This is a genomic window from Staphylococcus sp. HMSC14C01, assembly GCF_001808085.1.
Taxonomy (GTDB): Bacteria; Bacillota; Bacilli; order Staphylococcales; family Staphylococcaceae; genus Staphylococcus; species Staphylococcus hominis.
In genome coordinates, this window is record NZ_KV792020.1 from 1 (window position 1) to 19781 (window position 19781).

At 30.6% G+C, this 19781-nt stretch carries 17 protein-coding genes; 2 read left to right on the top strand and 15 right to left on the bottom strand.

The window, feature by feature from the left end; translation table 11 throughout:
• Positions 1–220: 220 nt before the first annotated feature.
• The 7 genes from HMPREF3131_RS02340 to HMPREF3131_RS02370 all read right to left on the bottom strand — a co-directional run bounded on the left by HMPREF3131_RS02340 (position 221) and on the right by HMPREF3131_RS02370 (position 8707).
• Complete coding sequence (locus HMPREF3131_RS02340) at positions 221–718, bottom strand: DUF948 domain-containing protein (RefSeq protein ID WP_002449680.1); 498 nt, start codon at positions 716–718, stop codon at positions 221–223.
• 77 nt (positions 719–795) lie between these two features.
• Positions 796–2109, bottom strand: a complete 1314-nt coding sequence (murC, locus tag HMPREF3131_RS02345) for a UDP-N-acetylmuramate--L-alanine ligase (protein ID WP_019835464.1) — start codon at positions 2107–2109, stop codon at positions 796–798.
• Between the two features lie 21 nt (positions 2110–2130).
• Positions 2131–5691: a DNA translocase FtsK gene (locus tag HMPREF3131_RS02350; protein ID WP_070436426.1), complete on the bottom strand. Its 3561-nt coding sequence runs from the start codon at positions 5689–5691 to the stop codon at positions 2131–2133.
• A gap of 24 nt (positions 5692–5715) precedes the next feature.
• Positions 5716–6312, bottom strand: a complete 597-nt coding sequence (gene ytpR / locus HMPREF3131_RS02355) for a YtpR family tRNA-binding protein (protein WP_017176343.1) — start codon at positions 6310–6312, stop codon at positions 5716–5718.
• A gap of 28 nt (positions 6313–6340) precedes the next feature.
• A complete protein-coding gene (locus HMPREF3131_RS02360; protein ID WP_017176344.1) occupies positions 6341–7195 on the bottom strand; it encodes a DUF1444 domain-containing protein in 855 nt (284 codons plus the stop codon).
• A 116-nt stretch (positions 7196–7311) separates the two neighbouring features.
• Complete coding sequence (locus HMPREF3131_RS02365; RefSeq protein WP_002449688.1) at positions 7312–7623, bottom strand: thioredoxin family protein; 312 nt, start codon at positions 7621–7623, stop codon at positions 7312–7314.
• Position 7624: 1 nt separating this feature from the next.
• Positions 7625–8707 (bottom strand): M42 family metallopeptidase, encoded by a 1083-nt coding sequence (locus HMPREF3131_RS02370; RefSeq protein ID WP_061544436.1) that lies wholly within the window; start codon positions 8705–8707, stop codon positions 7625–7627.
• 92 nt (positions 8708–8799) lie between these two features.
• Between HMPREF3131_RS02370 and HMPREF3131_RS11275 the strand changes: the two genes are divergently transcribed.
• Positions 8800–9117 carry a PepSY domain-containing protein gene (locus tag HMPREF3131_RS11275; protein WP_070436427.1) on the top strand — a complete coding sequence of 106 codons (318 nt, stop codon included), beginning with the start codon at positions 8800–8802 and terminating at the stop codon, positions 9115–9117.
• Positions 9118–9442: 325 nt separating this feature from the next.
• On the opposite strand, the gene trmB is transcribed toward HMPREF3131_RS11275, so the two are convergent.
• The 7 genes from trmB to HMPREF3131_RS02410 form a co-directional block, all read right to left on the bottom strand.
• Positions 9443–10084 (bottom strand): tRNA (guanosine(46)-N7)-methyltransferase TrmB, encoded by a 642-nt coding sequence (trmB, locus tag HMPREF3131_RS02380; RefSeq protein WP_070436428.1) that lies wholly within the window; start codon positions 10082–10084, stop codon positions 9443–9445.
• Positions 10085–10097: 13 nt separating this feature from the next.
• A complete protein-coding gene (locus HMPREF3131_RS02385) occupies positions 10098–10889 on the bottom strand; it encodes a phosphotransferase family protein (protein WP_002488010.1) in 792 nt (263 codons plus the stop codon).
• Positions 10890–11226: 337 nt separating this feature from the next.
• Positions 11227–12078: a D-amino-acid transaminase gene (gene dat / locus HMPREF3131_RS02390; protein WP_002488018.1), complete on the bottom strand. Its 852-nt coding sequence runs from the start codon at positions 12076–12078 to the stop codon at positions 11227–11229.
• Positions 12079–12081: 3 nt separating this feature from the next.
• Entirely contained in the window at positions 12082–13491 is a 1410-nt protein-coding gene (gene pepV, locus HMPREF3131_RS02395) for a Cys-Gly-3M3SH dipeptidase (RefSeq protein WP_019835470.1), read from the bottom strand.
• Between the two features lie 143 nt (positions 13492–13634).
• On the bottom strand, positions 13635–14066 hold the full coding sequence (locus HMPREF3131_RS02400; protein WP_070436429.1) for a YtxH domain-containing protein: 432 nt from the start codon (positions 14064–14066) through the stop codon (positions 13635–13637).
• A gap of 26 nt (positions 14067–14092) precedes the next feature.
• The gene (locus HMPREF3131_RS02405) at positions 14093–14779 is read right to left on the bottom strand and encodes a pseudouridine synthase (RefSeq protein WP_002488019.1); all 687 of its coding nucleotides are present in this window, start codon (positions 14777–14779) and stop codon (positions 14093–14095) included.
• On the bottom strand, positions 14776–16413 hold the full coding sequence (locus HMPREF3131_RS02410) for a putative polysaccharide biosynthesis protein (RefSeq protein WP_049434906.1): 1638 nt from the start codon (positions 16411–16413) through the stop codon (positions 14776–14778). Before HMPREF3131_RS02410 ends, HMPREF3131_RS02405 begins: the two co-directional genes overlap by 4 nt.
• A 275-nt stretch (positions 16414–16688) precedes the next feature.
• On the opposite strand from HMPREF3131_RS02410, the gene HMPREF3131_RS02415 reads away from it, so the two are divergent.
• Positions 16689–17945, top strand: a complete 1257-nt coding sequence (locus HMPREF3131_RS02415; RefSeq protein ID WP_049434905.1) for a BaiN/RdsA family NAD(P)/FAD-dependent oxidoreductase — start codon at positions 16689–16691, stop codon at positions 17943–17945.
• 96 nt (positions 17946–18041) lie between these two features.
• Here the strand turns inward: HMPREF3131_RS02415 and HMPREF3131_RS02420 are convergent.
• Positions 18042–19781, bottom strand: a 1740-nt coding sequence (locus HMPREF3131_RS02420; protein ID WP_141738166.1) for a DUF1542 domain-containing protein, incomplete at its 5' end; no start/stop codon positions are given.

A 19781-nucleotide genomic window follows, 5' to 3' on the forward strand; every position in this document is an offset into this window, starting at 1 on the left:
CCTGAGTTATTTGTTTCAAATGCATCTCTATCATAGTGTTTCGTCGCATTTGTATTCACGTCATCATTAGATTGATTTGCGCCACGACCATGTAAGTCATTGCCAGTGTTATTCGTTTCAAATGAGTCACGATTATATTTTTTACTCATGTTTATTCCTCCTATAAGAAATGCACTTAAACAAGTAAAAACCTCATTTAAGTGCATTTGATTGAATCATATTAAAAGTTTTTCTCAACATTTGTAGTGTAATTTTGATTTGCATCATTAGCTACAGAGTTAGCTCTGTAGTTTGCACTTCCTCTACGGTAGTGTCTATTTTGCCATTTGTCAGCAATTTCCATTGCAACATTTGACCATTGAACTACTTGAGAAATTTTATCTTCATTTTGAGAAATATTATGTGTGATTGAGTTAGTCACACGATCAACTGAGCTATTTAAAGTTTGAACTGAGTCGCCAATACCTTTAACGCCATCAACAACAGAGTTTAAACGTTCAACTTTACCTTGAATGTCTTCAGTTAAGCGATTAGCTTTATGAAGTAAATCAGTAGTTTCACGAGTAATACCTTGAACTTGACCTTCAACACCATCAAGTGTTTTAGCCACATGATCTAAATTTTTCTTAACTGAAATTAAAACTACAACAATTCCAATACATAAAATTAAGAATGCGATTGCAGCAATAATTCCAGCAATTGGTAAAATCCAATGCATAAAAAACGCCTCCTAAATATTCTTTTAAAATAAAAGTCATTAATTATAAATACCCATAATAATTATATATAAACATATTAGAATTCTTTTGACATACCAATTTTTTCTTCATAAGCACCTTGGATTTTTTGAATATCTCCTGCACCCATAAATAGAATAACAGCATTATCAAATTTTTCTAATACATCAATACTATTTTCATCGATTAACGCAGATCCGTCAATACGATTTATTAAATCTTGGATAGTTAATTCTCCAGTATTTTCACGTATTGAACCAAAAATTTCACATAAAAATACATGGTCTGCTTTACTTAATGCATCAGCAAATTCATCTAAGAAAGCTTGAGTTCTTGAAAACGTATGAGGTTGGAATACTGCAACGACATCTTTATTTGGATATTTTTTTCGTGCTGTTTCAATTGTAGCACTAATTTCTCTTGGATGGTGAGCATAATCGTCTACTAATACTTGTTTTGAAACAAAAGTTTCATTAAAGCGACGTTTTACACCGCCAAATGTTTCTAAAGCTTCTTTAATATTATTAACATCCATTTTTTCAAGATAACTAATTGTAATAACTGCTAAGGCATTTTGAACATTATGATTACCATATTGTGGTGTTAAAAAGTGATCATAGTATTCTCCATTAATATACACATCAAACTGAGTACCATTTTCAGTTATTTGTATATTATCTGCATATACATCATCGTTTTTACTAAGACCATAATAATAAATAGGTACATCTGCTTTTAGATTTCTTAAATGTTCATCATCTCCCCAAGCAATAATCGCTTTTTTTACATTATTTGCCATTTCTTGGAAAGCACTAGCAACATCGTCAATATCTTTAAAATAATCAGGATGATCATAATCAATATTTGTCATAATTGCATAATCTGGGTGATAGCTTAAAAAATGACGTCTATATTCACACGCTTCAAATGCAAAATAATCACTACCTGGTAAGCCCATTCCTGTACCATCGCCAATTAAGAATGATGTTTTCTTGTCTCCATTCATAACGTGAGATAATAAACCAGTTGTAGACGTTTTACCATGAGCACCTGTAACTGCTACCGATGTATATTGATTAATGACTTGACCAAGAAAATCATGATATCTAATCACGTCCAACTTTAATTCATGTGCTTTAACAATTTCTTCATGTGTATCAGGGAAGGCATTACCTTGAATAACTACCATTCCTTCATGTATATTATCTACACTAAATGGTAAAATTTTAATCCCTTTATTTTTAAGTGCTACTTCTGTAAATACATATTTTTCAATATCTGAACCTTGAACTTCATGTCCTAAATCGTGCATAATTTGTGCTAATGAACTCATTCCTGCACCTTTAATTCCGACAAAATGATAATGCGTCATATCCATAAAACTCCTTTAAAATTAATCTTTCTTTAAATCTGCCTCAGTAATAAATACATCTCGTGGTTTAGAGCCGTTTGCTCCAGATATATAATCTAGTTGTTCTAATTGATCGACGATTCTTGCTGCACGATTATAACCAATTTGGAAATGTCGTTGGATTAATGAAGTAGATATATGTCCTTCTTTGACCATAAAACTACAAACATCATCAAATAATTCATCTCGTGCTTGAGTTTGAGTCTTTTTCAACAATTCTTTTTCTTCAAATAAATATTCTGGTTCTCTTTGTGCTTTGATGAAATCAACGACATCATCAATTTCTTCATCAGATACAAATGTACCTTGTACACGTATAGGTTTATTCATACCACTACCTAAATATAGCATATCACCGTACCCTAATAGTCTTTCAGCGCCTCCACTATCAATAATAGTTCTAGAGTCCACGCTTGAAGACACCATAAATGCAATACGGGTTGGTATATTAGCTTTAATAAGTCCAGTAATAACATTAACTGAAGGTCTTTGTGTCGCTACTAACATATGAATTCCACATGCTCTCGCTTTTTGAGCAATTCTAGCAATAGATTGTTCTACCTCTTGTGGAGCCATCATCATTAAATCTGCTAATTCATCAATAACAATGACTATTTTAGGCATACGTTGTTCGTAAGACGCTTTTTTATTAAAAGCAGTAATATTACGTACGTGATATTTTGCAAACAGTTTATAACGTCTTTCCATCTCTTCAACAGCCCACTTTAAACTTTGAGTAGCTGCTTTAACATCTGTAATAACTGGTGAAACAAGATGTGGTAAGTCATTATATGGCGCTAATTCAACCATTTTTGGATCAATCAATAATAATCTCAACTCTTCTGGATGATTTTTATATAATAATGACATTAATATACTGTTAATACATACAGATTTACCTGAACCTGTCGCTCCAGCTATTAAAGCATGAGGCGTTTTAGCAATATCCATTAATAATGGCTCATTATTAATTCGATTACCCATAGCTACTGTTAATTTAGATTCAGTATTTTTAAACTTAGATGATTCTAAGATTGATTTTAAACTTACTTTTGAAGAATTTTGGTTTGGTACTTCAATACCTACCAAGCTTGTACCTGGAATAGGTGCTTCAATTCTTATATCTTTAGCGGCCAGTGCCATCTTTAAATCATCTTGCAAAGCAGTAATTCTCGAAACTTTCACACCTTTTTCAACAGCTAACTCAAATCGTGTTACACTTGGACCTACAGTCACATTTTGAACTTCTGCAGGAACATTAAAGTAATAAAACGCATCATTTAATTCTTGTTTTTTCTCTTCAATCCATGAGTTATCAATTTGATGAATTTCCGGATCTTCTAATAATTCAAGACTTGGTAATTTAATATTAGGACCTTTTCTAATCGCAGCTTTACTTTCGTGTTGCTCGTTTTCATCTTGATCTTCATTCTGAGTATTTAATGTCATAGATATGGCTTGTGTATTTTCATTTTGTACATTTGAAAGTTCACTCGTTTCATCTTCTTGATTATCTTGAAGTGATTGTTCATTAATATTCTTTTTAATATGCTCTTCATGATTATTAGTCGCTTTTACTGATGGACTTGAACTTGGTGTACTAACTGATTTATTTTCCAATTTTGTCTCTGGTTTTAATTCTGGAACGCTAACTTTATTAGTTTTTTTGAATTTTTTAGCATCCATCAAACGTTTTTTGTCAGATGGCGTCATTACAACGTTAAAAGGTTTACTACCCGGAATGATTGAGGATTTAATAGATGATGAAACATCCTCATTTTCAACGATTTGTTTGTTATCATCTTCTAATTTTTCATCTTCAGTGTTAGATGATGAGTCATGAACTGAATCATTGTTATGTTCAATTTGTTCAGAAGCATACTCAGTATCTGTCTCAATTGCATTATCAATTGAATGGTCAATGTCATCATCGTTATGATTTGATTGTTTAGTTACCTCTTCATTCGAAGAAGCGTTCATCTCATGATACTTTGCTTCCTCTACTTCTTCTTTTGAAGTATAATTATCGTCTTGCAATTCATTAACTTTACTTAAATGAGCATCTTCATTTTTATTAAGATGATGCTGTTTGTCTTTAGTTGAATGTATAGGTGATACGTTAAGATTATCGTCTGACAATGGCTCATCATTATGTTCGTCTGTAGATGTCGTATCATTAACTTCTCGTACTTCTACATCTTTATCATTAACAGTTTGAATATTTGGGACAGATTTCAAATCAATTTCTTCATATTGATACTGCTCATCATCGTCATCATAATTAGATGTATTTGAATCAGTTTGAGTCCCTTCATCAATCACATGATTATTCATCGTATTCTCATTTGAGTCTTCCATTTTATCAGTACTATCTTCTGTATATGTCGTTCTCTCTTCATCATTATTTTCTTCATGATCTAGAGAACTCTCTCCAGTGTACTGCTTAGCTTGATTTGCATACATTTCATCAATGACTTTTTGGATTTCGTTATCATTATCCGCTGATTGTTGACGCTTATTCTGTAAAGCTTCTTTAAACTTACGTTTTTGTTGTGCTTTTTTTTCTCTTTCACGTCTAATTTCTTCTACTATTTGTGACGCATAAATATTCTCAATATTCACCGTATTATCTTTTTGAGAAAAATTAGGAACGTTACTTTTTGAAGATGTAGTTTCATAAATATTAGAATTTTGATCATTAATAATTGAAACATCAGTATCTTCATACTTAGTTTGACTCAACGGTTCATTTTTAGACTTGCTTATATTTGTTTTTACATCATTATCAGATACTCGTTGTGCTGTTTGATCTTGTTTTGAATTATGTTTCTCGTCATTATGATTATCGTCATTCTCATTCTCTTTTAGTGGAGGGATAACACCGTTTTCAATTGGTCGGCGTTTTTTTGTACCAAATACTGCAGACGGTACTTCTGAAGTTCTAAAACTTGAATGGTGATATGTAGAATTCGATGTCGTTTTATAGTTTGCTTTAAAACGCTCCGATTGTAATTTCACATGAGAATGATTATTTGTATGCTTATGATATTGAGAAGTCGTTTTTCTATTATTTTTATCATTTAATTGTGTACTATTCAACGACTTATTACGTTTATTAGAAGGTCTTTCTTTAATTGAAGGCACTCCAGTATCATCATGATTTGTATACTGTCTTCTTCTGCGTTTTCGAGTATCTGTTGCACTGTCATAAGTTTGAGGATAGTCATTATTATTATCTATTTCATCATAACTATAAGCGCCATAACCAAATTCTTTATCAACTTTAGGTGATTTCTGCGACATATATTCATCTTCATCAACTTCTCTGTAAACCGCTTCATCATATGTTTCAGCATCTTGCCCTATATCAATAGGAAAACGAAATTTTCCACGCGGACGATCATAGATATCATCATTTTCAGGAAGTAAGGTATGCTCACCATTCTTTTGTGTTTCTGAGTTATGTCGACGTTTATTTTTTCGTCTTAGTAATTCTTCATCAGAATGTTTATCATTGCCAAATAATTCATCAAACCAACTCATACTTCCACATCCTTCCTAGTTTTTTTAATCAAAAAATGCATTGCCTACTTTATAATCATCAGACAATACCATGATTCCTTTTTCTTGAGGTGCATTAGGCAAGTTCAATTCTCTCATTGAACAAATCATACCACTTGATGCAACACCACGTAATTCAGCATCTTTAATTACCATTCCACTTGGCATAACTGCACCGACTTTAGCTACGACAACTTTTTGACCTGCTTCTACATTTGGCGCACCGCACACGATTTGTAGTTTTTCACTACCAACATCAACTTTCAAAATACTTAATTTATCTGCATCAGGATGCTTTTCTTTAGTTTCTACATAGCCTACAACAAATTTAGGTGATAAATCCGCTTCAAGTTGATAATCAAAACCTGCATTTGTAATTGATTGTTGTATAGCTTCTACAAGCGTTTCATTTAATTTAATATGACCCTTACTATTAACTGAATATACTTTTGAAAAATCGAAAATATTAAATCCAACAATTTGATTTTCATGTTTAATAGCAACCACATTATTTTTTATTTCATATTCAAAAGGCCCATCTGTTGGTTCAATTTGTAAAAATGCAACGTCCCCTACGCCTTCTTTATTATAAAATAAATTCATTTAAATTCTCCTTTTTACGTATTATTAGTTATTTTTTATTAAATTTTTTACGATTCGCTTCTAAACGTTGAATAACGTTTGGATCTCTTTTTTGTTTATTATTTTTTCCTAAAATAAAAATCGGCTCTAAATGTTCTTTTTTATAACCAAATGAAAGTGACGTTATAGGTACAAGTCCCTTAGTAAAAAATTCCATCGTCAAGTGTGCCATAACATCATAGCCTGTTTTATTGCGTATATCAGCAATAATTAATACATCTTGATGAGGAACAGCGACTAACATTTCACCTTCACATTGAGCTTCAATGTCATTTAAAAACTTTGTATTTAAAATACGACTCGCATCATATCCGTCATTTGAATTGATAAAATAAAAAATATTTCCTTTTACTTCATCTGTTTTATATTTATTCTCAAGTTTACGTATATTAAACAACGACATTTCTTTAATTTGTTGTGAAGTTAAACCTAGTGTTTTTAACATACTTTCATCAATTAATCGGTACGATTTTCCTAAATCAAGTGCATAATAAATATTAGTTTCTGCAGTATGTTCTTCAATAACAAATTGATGACCTTCTTTAGTTTTTTTATCAAAACTAGTTGATCTTATTACAGGCATAACTTGAATATCTTTCATTTTAGATAGACCATTATCATCCATTTGTGCAATTGCCTCTTCAACATAATAGATAATTTCATCAATGATTTTCTCTTTTTGTTCTTCATACTTCGCTACAACTGCATTAAGTTTGATAGTTACGCCTTTAAAATTATCTCGTCTATATATACGTAATGTTTCTTCTTCACGATCAAACTTAAAATCAACGTCTAAATGTTTTAAACGTTGTTTTAATGTATCTCTCATTTGAAAGACGTTCATATTAAAACACTCCTATTTTCGCACCTTACAATATTTTACAATAAAAAGAGCTCCAGTTACAGAAAAATTAGGCTATTCTTTCATATAAATAAGAAGTTTAAGTCCTAATTACTCATTTACACATATTGACTTAAAAATGAATCTATTTGTTCGATTGATTTTCGTTCTTTTCCAATATAACTTCCCATTAATTCACCATTTTTATATACGAGAAAACTTGGAATACCCATGATATCATTTTCAATTGCTAAATCTATAAATTTATCTCGATCTACTGATACAAATTTAAAATTAGAGTATTTTTTTTCTAATTTCGGTAAATCTGGTTCAATCACTTTACAATCTGGACACCATCCAGCTGTAAATTCAAATACCGTTTGTTCATTTTTTAATTCTTCAAATTGTTTTTCAGTTTCTAATGTAATCATATTATTTCTCCTCACTTTGAAATTGTAATGTTAAAATGTTTTCATTTGTTAAGTGACTCACAGCTTGTTTTAATAATTCACGCGCGGCATAATAGTCTCTAATATCAAATACCGCATCTGTACTATGAATATATCTTGCACATACGCCTATAACTGCTGTAGGTACACCTTTATTTGCTTTATGGATTTCTCCCCCATCTGTACCACCTGGTGAAATATAGTATTGTGAACGAATATCAAATGTATCAACTAACTCCAGTAGATAGTCTCTGAAACGTGGAGAGAGAATCATTGTACCATCTTTAATTCGAATTAATGTTCCTTCACCTAATTGACCAGATAATTGCTGTTTACCTTTAATATCATTTGCAGGAGAACAATCTACAACGAATGCTATGTCTGGCTGTATTAATTCAGTTGATGCTTTTGCACCTCTTAATCCAACTTCTTCTTGAACATTTGCACCCACATATAAATCTACATCTAATTCTACATCTTTGAGTAATTCTAATATTTCAATTGCTAAGACACAACCGTAACGATTATCCCATGCCTTAGCACTATATCGATGTTCAGATAATTGAGTGAATGGTGTAAAAGGAACAATTGTGTCCCCTATTTCTATTCCACGTGATCGAACTTCTTTATCACTTTCTGCTCCTATATCTAACATTAAATCTTTAATCTCAGGAACCGCTTCATTACCTGTTCTAAAATGTTTTGGTATATTCGAAACTACACCTACAATTTTTTCACCTTTTCTATTTTTAACCTGCAGTCGTTGTCCTTGCCATATATCATTAGATACGCCGCCTAAATTAGTAAACTGTAACATGCCATTTTGAGTGATGTTCGTAATCATAAAGCCAATTTCGTCCATATGAGCCGCTATCATCACACGCTTTGCATTTTGTTTTTTTGATTTTTTTATACCAAAAACACTTCCCAAATGAGTTGTTATCACTTCATCTACAAATGGGGTCATTTCTTTTTTCATGTAGTCACGTACTTCTTCTTCAAAGCCTGGTGCTCCATGTAATTCTGTTAATGTTTTTATACGAAGTAAAGTTTTATCGTTTTCCATTACATAAACACACTCCTTAAATTTATTATATCATTTTGATTATGGTAAACTAATAATAAGAACTATTAATAGAAAGGTTAGATTCGATAATTATGACTCGTCAAACTATAAAATATATCTCCATTCCCATCGTAATAACTATAGGAGCATCTACGGCTTTTATACTCTATCATACATTGAAAAACAAAAAAGTAAAAAATCCGGATAGAATATTAGAGGAAGTAAAATCATATTTTATAGATATTAAAGGTTCTTACATTCTTCATGAACCTTTGCAAAATAAAGAGCAATATTTAAATCGTTTTGTTTATCAAGGTGGTATTACTCAAAATAAAAACAACCGTGATATAGAGTATACCTTCTATGCTGATGCACACACAGGTGAAATACTTACTATTGAAGAAAATTAATATTATTTTTTGATATTTAAAAAATATTTTAATACTTTTTTCACTTCATATTTATATTTTAAATTACATTTGTTTGATGTTTTTATTAATTTTTTATCATTTTCGAACTTAACAGTAAAGTAACGATTACTATGATAATACAAAAATCAATAATCATTTTAGATGAAATATGGACTAAATTTTTTCTTTTTCTCTTATATATTGCATGGATGTTTATCATATGTACTTATATTTATCATAAAGAGCAATAAATGATAAAACAACACACGAGCGTAAGAATGTATTTGCTTCTTACGCTCGTGTGTTGGATTTAATATATTATTTATTAATTTTTATGAAATTTGGCTTCCATTCTATAAATACGGGAACCTTTATCAGAAAATTTTTTCTCATATTCAGTTAATATATTATCTTCATCATCTTCATCATGAAGATTTAAATTTAACTTTGTAAAATACATTCCATATTGTGACATGCTTTCAAGACTATAAGCAAATAAACCTCTATTATCTGTTTTAAAGTGTATTTCTCCATCTTCTTTAAGAATTTGTTCATATAGAGCTAAAAAAGTGCGATACGTTAAACGACGTTTTGCATGTCTTTTTTTTGGCCAAGGATCCGAGAAATTTAAATAAATTCTAGATACTTCATTCTCTTTAAAGTCCTCATTTAGTTCAATTGCATCATTGCAAATCATTTTTAAATTTGTGAGTCCTTTATCCTTTACTTTATCAAGCACTTTATACATAACGCTTTTTTCACGTTCTAAAGAAACAAAATTAATTTCAGGATGTTGCTCTGCAAGTGTAGTTATAAATTGCCCCATTCCTGAACCGATTTCAATATAGATTGGCTGTTTCTTATCAAACCAATCACTCATTTTGCCAGCATGTGAACCATCCATATCTACTAGGTCAGGATGTTCTTTCAAATAATCTTCTGCCCATGGTTTATAACGGACTCTCATGTATTAAATCTCCTTAAATAAATAAATTACTATTCATTACCTCATTTAAAAATTTGAGCCATGTGTTCATATCTTTAAATCTTTTTTGTTCTTCATACCATTGAATCATGCCGATTGATTGAATCACAGTATACCATTTCATACGTTTATTTAAGTCCATACTTTCTTTAACACCATAAGTATTAAACCAGTTAGACCATTGTTGTTTTGGAACGTAGTTGTATAGCAGCATACCAATATCGATGGCTGGATCAGCAATCATTGCACCTTCCCAATCTACTAAAAATAACTCATCACGATCAGAAAGTAACCAGTTATTATGATTAACATCACCATGAACTACTGTAAAGAAACGTGAATCTAAATTAGGAATATGATCTTCCAAGTAAGTTAATGCTTTTCGAATAATATGATGGGTTAATACGTCTCTAGATAAAGAAGCATTAATTTTCTTTAACATAATATTTGGGGTAATAGGCTCCATTTCCATACGTTTTAACATATTAAGTAGTGGTTTTGAACCATGTATTTTTTTGAGAAGTTCAGCAACTCTTCTTTGAGACATTTCAGATGGTGTAAGTTCTCTACCATTTTTCCAATGTTGTGCTGTTACCACTTCGCCTGTTTCAATACGTTTTGTCCAAACTAACTTAGGCACAATACCTTCTGCAGATAAAGCTGCAATAAATGGATTTGAGTTACGCTTAAGAAATAATTTTTGTCCATCTTGTTCAGCCATATACGCTTCTCCAGATGCTCCACCTGCAGAATCAAGCGTCCACCCTAATTGATAAAACTGCTCCAACTCGTTCACCTCACTTTCAACTAGAAAATGGCTCGAGAAATATAGTTTTTCAAGAGCCATATATCTAATTTAATCATCGCTTTTTATCTAACGATTATATTTCTAACTTTGTTTTTGTTATATTGATAAAATTATTATTTAAATGTCTTCAAATCATTTAAATTTTTTACGTTATCTCTTTAATCACTCAATGATGATTTTATAATTTTTAGCTTAATTTTTCAACTGAAAATGAGAAACAAAATGATACATTTTACTAGTATGAAAAAGCTAAAATCCCGAATGCTTTATAAATATTATAACATATCATATACATCATCGTTGAAGAAATTTAAAGTTAATTGATACTTTTTGATTCAATATACTTTTCGAATCCTTCTTGTAATTTTTTAGTAATTGGACCTACTTTACCATCATTTACAATTTCGCCATCAATCTTAACGACAGGTGTTACTTCAGCAGAAGTACTAGACACAATGACTTCATCTGCATTTTTTAAGAAATCAACTGTAAATGTTTCTTCATTAAATGGTATGTTGTCATCTTCAGCAACCCATTTAATTACTTTTCGAGTAATACCATTTAAAATGTAATTATTAACGGGATGTGTATAGATTTCGCCATCTTTAATCGCATACACATTACTTGACGCACCTTCAGTAACAGTTTCATCTCTATGTTGAATGGCTTCTGTTGCATTATATTTAACTGCATATTCTTTAGCAAGAACATTTCCTAATAAATTTAAACTTTTAATGTCACAACGTAACCATCTAATATCTTCAACTGTTACAGCATTAATGCCATTTTCAAAGTCGTCATATGGACGATCATAACTTTTAGCAAATGCCATAATAGCAGGTTTAACTTCTGGAGTTGGGAAAGAATGGTTTCTTGGTGCTACACCTCTTGTCGCTTGAATATAAATTCCACCATTTTGAATGTCATTGATTTTTAAAAGTTGTCTTACAATATCTGTTAGCTCCTCGACAGTATAGCCTAAATCGATTTGAATTTCACTCGCACTTCTAAGGAACCTTTCAAAGTGTTCAGTTACTGTAAATAATTTACCGTTGTATGCACGAATATATTCATATATACCATCTCCAAATACATAACCTCGGTCTTCATAAGACACTTTTGCGTCTTCTTGATTTAAAAATTCTCCGTTAATAAATACTTTTGTCATTATTTATCCCTCCACACATAGTGAATAAATTGCTTCTAAATAGATACTTGTTGCGTTGAATAATTGTTTTTTAGTAATATATTCATTCTTTTGATGCATTAAATCCTCTGAATCTTCAAACATAGCTCCAAATGCAACACCTTTGTCTAAATTACGTGCATAAGTGCCTCCACCAATTGTATAAGGTTCTGTCATATCACCTGTTTGATTTCTATAAGCAGTGACAAGTTTTTGTACAAATGGATCATTTTTATCTACGAAATGAGGTTGTTGAACTTTACCTAATTCTATTTCAAACCCTTGAGATTTGATTTCATTTTTAAAACGTTCTAAAGCAGTTTCAAATTCGAAGCCTTTAGGATAACGTAAATTGATACCAAATTTGCCACCTTTTTCTTTATCATACGTAATGATACCTACGTTTGTTGTCACGTCTCCCATAACATCAGTATGGAACTTCATACCCATTTTTTCACCAAAATGAGATTCATGTAAATAACGATTACTAAATTCAGCGAATTCTTTTGCAGCTTGATTAAGATTCAAAGTTGATAGGAAGTCAATAAGATATAAACCAGCATTCACACCAAGTGAAGGATCCATACCATGGACGGCTTTCCCTTCAACAGTTAATATCAATTCACCATTATCTACAACCGCTTCACCTTCTAGTTGACGTTGGTCTAGATAATGTTCGAAATGTTGAACTACGTCTGTCATATTTTTTTCAACCAAAATATGTGCTTTAGCATGATCAGGAACCATGTTATAACGTTGACCAGATTTAAATGAAAGAAGTTTTGCTTCTGAATGATCAGTATGATGTGAGCTTACATTTTGGACTAAATCAAATGTTGTAATTCCTTTTTCACCATGAATAGCAGGGAATTCAGCATCTGGTGCAAAACCTAAAGCAGGCATTTCTTCTGTTTTGAAATATCTTTCTGTACATTTCCAGTCAGATTCTTCATCTGTACCAATAATAATATGAATACGTTTTTTCCAATCTACATTCATTTCATTTAAAATTTTAACTGCATAGTAAGCTGCGATAGTTGGACCTTTATCATCAAGTGTACCTCTTGCCACAATAGCATCATCTGTTACAACAGGTTTAAATGGATCAGAATCCCAACCGTCTCCAGCAGGAACGACATCTACATGACATAAAATTCCCAATACATCTTCACCTTGACCTGCTTCAATTCTTCCAGCAATATGATCAACATCATGGGTAGAAAAACCATCTCTTTGAGCGATTTTATACATATAATCAAGAGCTTCACGAGGTCCAGGACCAACTGGTGCTTCCTCTGAAGCTTGACTATCATCTCTCACACTCTTGATTGAAAGTAATCCATTTAAATCTTCAATAATTTGACTTTCATATTCTTGTACTTTTTCTTTCCACATTAGAGATCAACTTCCTTTTCAATAGATATACCTATTATTTTACATAAATCTAGTATTAAATGACAACAAGATGTCAGAAAATTTCATAGTACATATAAAAAAAGAAGTGAGAAAAAATTTTCTCACTTCTTTAAAATTTAAGTTTAATGTCTATCGTCTAAGGCATTATGATTGTTTTTCAAATCTTCTTCAGTGACTACTCTTAAATTATTATTAACAGTTGCGCCACCTTCATCATCAAATTTACCTTCTGCTAATTCATGTGTATCATTTTTTTTAGTATTCACTTTAGTGAATTTAGATTTTTCATCTTGTAATAAAGATTTAGGATCATTTTTTAAACGATTTGCATAACCTTGTGGGTCATTCTTTACGTTTTGAATTGTTTCATTTGCTTTTGAGCTAATATCATTAACTAGCCCTTTCGCATTTTGTTTATAGCCTTCTGGATTTTCTTTATATTTATTATACTCAGCTTTTAATTTATTTCTGCTACTTTCACGTGATAATGCTACTGCAGCCGCTGCAGCACCAATTCCTGCCACAATTCTTAATAAACCTGCACTTTTAGCCATCATATTACCCCTTTTCTCTTTTATTACTATAAAAGTTTTAATTCTTCTGAAGTTAGTAAACGATACTCTCCAGATTTTAAGTTTTCATCTAACGTCAAATTAGAAATTTTAAGACGTTTTAATTCTAATACCTCATTATCAATTGAATGAAACATTCTTTTCACTTGATGATACTTTCCTTCATAAATAGTAACTAAAGATAATTTATGATCTAGTTTTTCAAGTTGTGCTGGTTTTACTTTGCCATCTGATAGTTCAATTCCATTTTTAAAAGCAATAATATCTTCGTTTTTAATAGGATATTTAGAGGTTACTTTATACGTTTTAGACACATGTTTAGATGGACTCATTAAATTATGGTTAAATTGTCCATCATTAGTAATAAGTAATAAACCTTCAGTATCTTTATCTAGTCTGCCTACTGGAAATATATCAAGATGGCGGTAATCAGCAATAAGATCTATCACTGTTTGATTTATATCATCATAAGTAGCAGAAACATATCCTTTAGGCTTATTTAACATAATATAAACATGATTAATATACTCTATTATTTTGCCATCTACAGTAATTTCATCTTGCTCAGGATTCACTTGGTATTTAGGTGATTTTTCCACTTTATCATTAACTTTGACACTATTTTTCTTTAAAAGCTGCTTTACCTCAGTACGCGTGCCAACTCCCATATTCGATAAAAATTTATCTAATCTCATCTTAAAAATCCAACTTTACGTCTAATTTTTTCTGGTAATTCACCAAGAAATTGATCAGCTAATCGATTTTTAATTGTGATACTACCATACACTAAAGCACCTACAATAACCCCAACGAGTAATATAATCATTGCTCCAAATTTACGTTCTACAGGGACAAAATGACCTAAAATTAAGTAAACAATTTCCACACTAATCATCATGATTAAACTATAAATAAAAATTTTCGCTACTTGCACAAATGTTTCTGTAAATTCATATTTCGCATATATTTTTAAAATAAAGAAATTTGCTGTAATCGCAAAACTCAATGCAATAGCAGTACTTAAAATTGCTCCTGCAGTATGGAAAGTCATAATTAATGGAATATTAAGTGCTAACTTTAATACAACGGCTCCTAAAATGACAAACACTGTCAATTTTTGTTTGTCTATACCTTGTAACATCGAAGCAGTAACACTAAGTAAAGAAATTAATATTGCTACAGGAGCATAGATAAATAACATTTTGTTTCCATCTGGATTATATTGATAGAAAACTGTATATAAAGGTGCAGACAAGGCCATTATTCCTAAGCTTGCTGGAACTGTAATATACATTAAAACACCGATTGATGTTTTAATTTGACGATGCATTTCAGTTAAACGGCCTTCTGCATATGTTTTAGTAATAAATGGAATTAAACTTACCGCAAAACCTGCTGCAAGTGATGTTGGAATCATTACAATTTTATTTGTTGTAAAGTTTAATATCGTAAAGAAATAATCTTTATTTGCATGGAACCCTGCTGCATCTAATGCATTGTTATGTGTAAATTGATCAACAAGGTTAAATAATGGGAAGTTTAAACTAACAATTACAAACGGAATACTGTATGCAATAATTTCTTTATACATTCTTCCATAAGAAATGTCTAATCCTGTACGATCAGACTCTACCATTTTTTGAATGTGAGGTTTACGTTTTTTCCAGTAATACCAAAGAGTAAATAAACCTGCAATTGCTCCCACAGCCGCTGCGAATGTAGCTACACCATTGGCTTGTAAATATGTACCATGAAAAACATTTAAAACTAAATAACTACCTATTAATATAAATATAATTCTGGCTAATTGTTCAGTAACTTCAGATACAGCAGTTGGACCCATCGATTGATAACCTTGGAATACCCCTCTCCATGTTGCTAATAGTGGGATAAAAACTACTACTATACTGATGATACGAATAATCCAAGTAATCTCTGGTACTGTCCATCCACCTTTTCCTTCTTTTTGACCTAAAGTAATCACTGCAATATCAGGTGCTAAATAAAACAATATTAAAAATCCTATAATACCTGATATCGACATTACGATAAAACTCGATTTATAGAGTTTTTGTCCAACTCTATATGCTCCTATTGCATTATACTTTGCTACAAATTTTGAAGCTGCTAAAGGCACTCCAGCTGTCGCGACAGCAATAGCAATATTATAAGGAACATAAGCATAGTTAAACGGCGCTAACTTTTCCTCCGCATTTGCACCCATAATCGCATAAAAAGGAATTACAAATAAAACACCTAGAATTTTAGTAATTAAAATACTAAATGTTATTAAAAAGGTTCCGCGCACCATTTCCTTATTTTCACTCATATTCAATCTTCCTATCTTTAATTTAATCAAACTATGTCGTTATACATCTGTCTAAACTAAGGACTTGCATTACTATAAAATATATCACAAAATACTTATTGTTTCTCGTTTCTTTTTAAGTTTTTTAATCGTTTCTTCTCACTATTATTAAATAAAAATATTGTAATTTTTTTATTTATGTATTTAATACACTTTTTAACACAAAATTCTACTTCAGTTCGCAAAATAATAAGTATTTATGTAGAATATAGATGTATGATAACGGAGGTTAATATATGTATCAAACAATAATCATTGGCGGTGGACCAAGCGGATTAATGGCAGCAGTTGCTGCGAGTGAAAATAATAGTAAGGTTCTATTAATCGAAAAGAAAAAAGGTCTTGGAAGAAAATTAAAAATTTCTGGTGGTGGTAGATGTAATGTGACTAATCGTCTACCTTACGAAGAAATCATCAAAAATATACCCGGAAACGGTAAATTTTTATATAGTCCATTTTCAAAATTTGATAACGAATCCATAATAGAATTTTTTGAAAGTCGTGGTATAAAATTAAAAGAAGAAGATCATGGAAGAATGTTTCCAGTTTCAAACAAATCACAAGATATTGTTGATACTTTAGTTAATACAATTAAAAATAACAACGTTGAAATTAAAGAAGAAACTGTTGTTAATGACATTTCTAAAAATGATCAATCTTTTATAGTAAAAACACAAGATGGCGAATTTGAATCAAAAACAGTTATTATTGCGACTGGTGGAACAAGCGTCCCCCAAACTGGATCCACAGGTGATGGCTACAGATTTGCTAAAAATCTAGGCCACACTATTACTGAATTATTCCCTACTGAAGTTCCTATTACATCTAGTGAATCTTTTATTAAAAATAAAACACTTAAAGGCTTAAGTTTAAAAAATGTAGAATTATCAGTTTTAAAGAAAAATGGTAAAAAACGTATTAGTCATCAAATGGATATGATTTTTACACACTTTGGTGTAAGTGGACCAGCTGCATTACGTTGTAGCCAATTCGTTTATAAAGAACAAAAAAATCAGAAAAAACAAGACATACAATTACAATTAGATGTATTTCCAGAGATTTCTTTACAAGATTTAGAAAATAAAATAAAGAAAATCTTAAGCGAAGAACCAGACAAATATATAAAAAATGCACTGCGTGGTTTAATAGAAGAAAGATATTTATTGTTTATGCTAGAACAGGCTAATATTAATGAAAATACAACATTTCATCATCTTTCAAATCAACAGTTGACTCACCTCGCAGAACATTTCAAACAATTCATTTTCACTGTTAATGGTACCCTTTCAATTGAAAGAGCATTTGTTACGGGTGGTGGCGTTTCTCTTAAAGAAATATGGCCTAAAACAATGATGTCAAAAATTCAACCTGGTTTATTTTTATGTGGAGAAGTATTAGACATTCATGGGTATACAGGCGGCTACAATATTACAAGTGCTTTAGTTACCGGCCACGTCGCTGGAAACGAAGCTAGACAATTTATATATACTTAAAAATAAAAAACACTCCAAAAGTTAAGTAAAATTATAACTTTTGGAGTGTTTTTTATTTCATATTTTGAATACGAAGATAACTGAATTTATTTTTTATTATTTATCTTCTTTTTTTCTTCGTTTTAATAATAATAGCAGACCACTTAATAATGTGAACTCAGCTAAAGATAATAATGAGTTTTCATTTTCACCTGTATAAGGTAGAGTATTTAATTTTGAATGATTATTATTCACATTAAATTTATTATTAAAATTATTAAATGTAACTTTGTTGTCATTAACCAATCCAAAGTTATTTTCAAATTGCTTAACATTCACATGTTCAATCTCATTAATAGTCACTCTCGTTAATTCATTAATATCATTAGTAGTCACATTTTCAACTAATTTATTTAAGGCTTTCATAACATAAACATCAATTTGTTTATAAGCTTTATTTCTATTATATTCTGATATATTTGTTAATCCTTTAATATACGCTTTACGTTTATTTGCTACATCAAAAATTTGGGCTTTAGCTTTCAATTTTACTTTGTCGATTAGAACTATTTTATTAAATTCTTGAAGATAATGTATTTTTATATTATCAACTTGTTTATTAGTTTGAGCTTGGTTTACTTTTTCTTCTGCTTTTTTATATGATTCATCAAGTTTTTGTTTTATGAATAGTTTTTCATCTATTGTAAATGTTTGATCAGATGATACTTTATCTTTTAATTTTTGTAATTCCACTTCTAATTTAGATAAAGCATCTGCTTTTTTAATAACTTCAACTTGAATACTATTAATTGATTGTTTACCTTGCTCTGTAGTCTGATCGACATCTGAGTTAGTATTGGCACCTTCGAGCAGTTTTTTAGCTCTCATTACTGCCTCTTCTACTTTTTGTTTTGCTGCATCCTTTTCTTCTTTTGTTGCGTTTGGTGTTTGATCAATTTCTGCTTTCTTTTGTTTAGCTAATTCGTCGATAGTTTGTTTAGCTACAGATTTTTTAACTATTTCTGGTTGAATTTCATCAATAGCATGTTTACCACTTTCTTTGGCTATTTCAACATCAGAATTAGTCGTAGATTGAGCAATATTATTCTTTGCTTTTATAACTTCTTCATCTACTTTTTGTCTAGCCACATCCTTTTCTTCTTTTGTTGCATTGTGATTATTATCAATTTCTGCTTTTTTAATTGTTGCTTCATCATCTATCGCTTGTCTAGCTAAGGATTTTTGTATTGTCTCTGGTTGAATATTAGATATATTTGAAATTCCAATTTGAGTTGATTGATCTACTGTATCATTCGTTGTAGATTGATCAACATTATGTTTCGCTTTTGTTGCTGCTTCATCTACTTTACGTTTTGTCATTTCTTTTTCTTCATTCGTTGCTTCATGATTACTATCAATTTCTGCTTTTTTTGCTGTTACTTCATCATCTATAGATTTTTTGGCTTGTGTTTTTTTCAAAGCTACCGCATTAATGTTATTTATTGCACTTATACCATTAATTTGTGCATGATCTACATTGGAATTATTTATTGATTGATCAACATTTCTTTTAGCTTTATTAACCTCATCATCAATTTTTTGTTTAGCTATGTCTTTTTCTTCTTTTGTTGTCGAATTATCTTGATCAATTAGATTTTTTCTAAGAGTTGCTGCTTCATCTATCGCTTTTCTTGCTTCAGCTTTTTTAACTACTTCTGGTTGTATATTTTCAATAGTATTTTTACCAGTTGTTTTAGCATTATTCACACCGTCATTTGTTGTAGCTTGATTTATAGTATTTTTCGCTTTTATAACTTCTTCATCAACTTTTTGTTTTGCTACTTCTTTTTCTTCTTC

What these genes read in the sequence shown, in the direction of transcription:
- HMPREF3131_RS11275 (WP_070436427.1), top strand. Translation starts at nt 8,800, where the DNA reads ATGACTCGTCAAACTATAAAATATATCTCCATTCCCATCGTAATAACT.
- HMPREF3131_RS02350 (WP_070436426.1), bottom strand. Translation starts at nt 5,691, where the DNA reads ATGAGTTGGTTTGATGAATTATTTGGCAATGATAAACATTCTGATGAA.
- murC (WP_019835464.1), bottom strand. Translation starts at nt 2,109, where the DNA reads ATGACGCATTATCATTTTGTCGGAATTAAAGGTGCAGGAATGAGTTCA.
- pepV (WP_019835470.1), bottom strand. Translation starts at nt 13,491, where the DNA reads ATGTGGAAAGAAAAAGTACAAGAATATGAAAGTCAAATTATTGAAGAT.
- ytpR (WP_017176343.1), bottom strand. Translation starts at nt 6,312, where the DNA reads ATGAATTTATTTTATAATAAAGAAGGCGTAGGGGACGTTGCATTTTTA.
- HMPREF3131_RS02410 (WP_049434906.1), bottom strand. Translation starts at nt 16,413, where the DNA reads ATGAGTGAAAATAAGGAAATGGTGCGCGGAACCTTTTTAATAACATTT.
- HMPREF3131_RS02360 (WP_017176344.1), bottom strand. Translation starts at nt 7,195, where the DNA reads ATGAACGTCTTTCAAATGAGAGATACATTAAAACAACGTTTAAAACAT.
- HMPREF3131_RS02405 (WP_002488019.1), bottom strand. Translation starts at nt 14,779, where the DNA reads ATGAGATTAGATAAATTTTTATCGAATATGGGAGTTGGCACGCGTACT.
- HMPREF3131_RS02370 (WP_061544436.1), bottom strand. Translation starts at nt 8,707, where the DNA reads ATGGAAAACGATAAAACTTTACTTCGTATAAAAACATTAACAGAATTA.
- dat (WP_002488018.1), bottom strand. Translation starts at nt 12,078, where the DNA reads ATGACAAAAGTATTTATTAACGGAGAATTTTTAAATCAAGAAGACGCA.
- HMPREF3131_RS02340 (WP_002449680.1), bottom strand. Translation starts at nt 718, where the DNA reads ATGCATTGGATTTTACCAATTGCTGGAATTATTGCTGCAATCGCATTC.
- HMPREF3131_RS02365 (WP_002449688.1), bottom strand. Translation starts at nt 7,623, where the DNA reads ATGATTACATTAGAAACTGAAAAACAATTTGAAGAATTAAAAAATGAA.
- HMPREF3131_RS02415 (WP_049434905.1), top strand. Translation starts at nt 16,689, where the DNA reads ATGTATCAAACAATAATCATTGGCGGTGGACCAAGCGGATTAATGGCA.
- HMPREF3131_RS02400 (WP_070436429.1), bottom strand. Translation starts at nt 14,066, where the DNA reads ATGGCTAAAAGTGCAGGTTTATTAAGAATTGTGGCAGGAATTGGTGCT.
- trmB (WP_070436428.1), bottom strand. Translation starts at nt 10,084, where the DNA reads ATGAGAGTCCGTTATAAACCATGGGCAGAAGATTATTTGAAAGAACAT.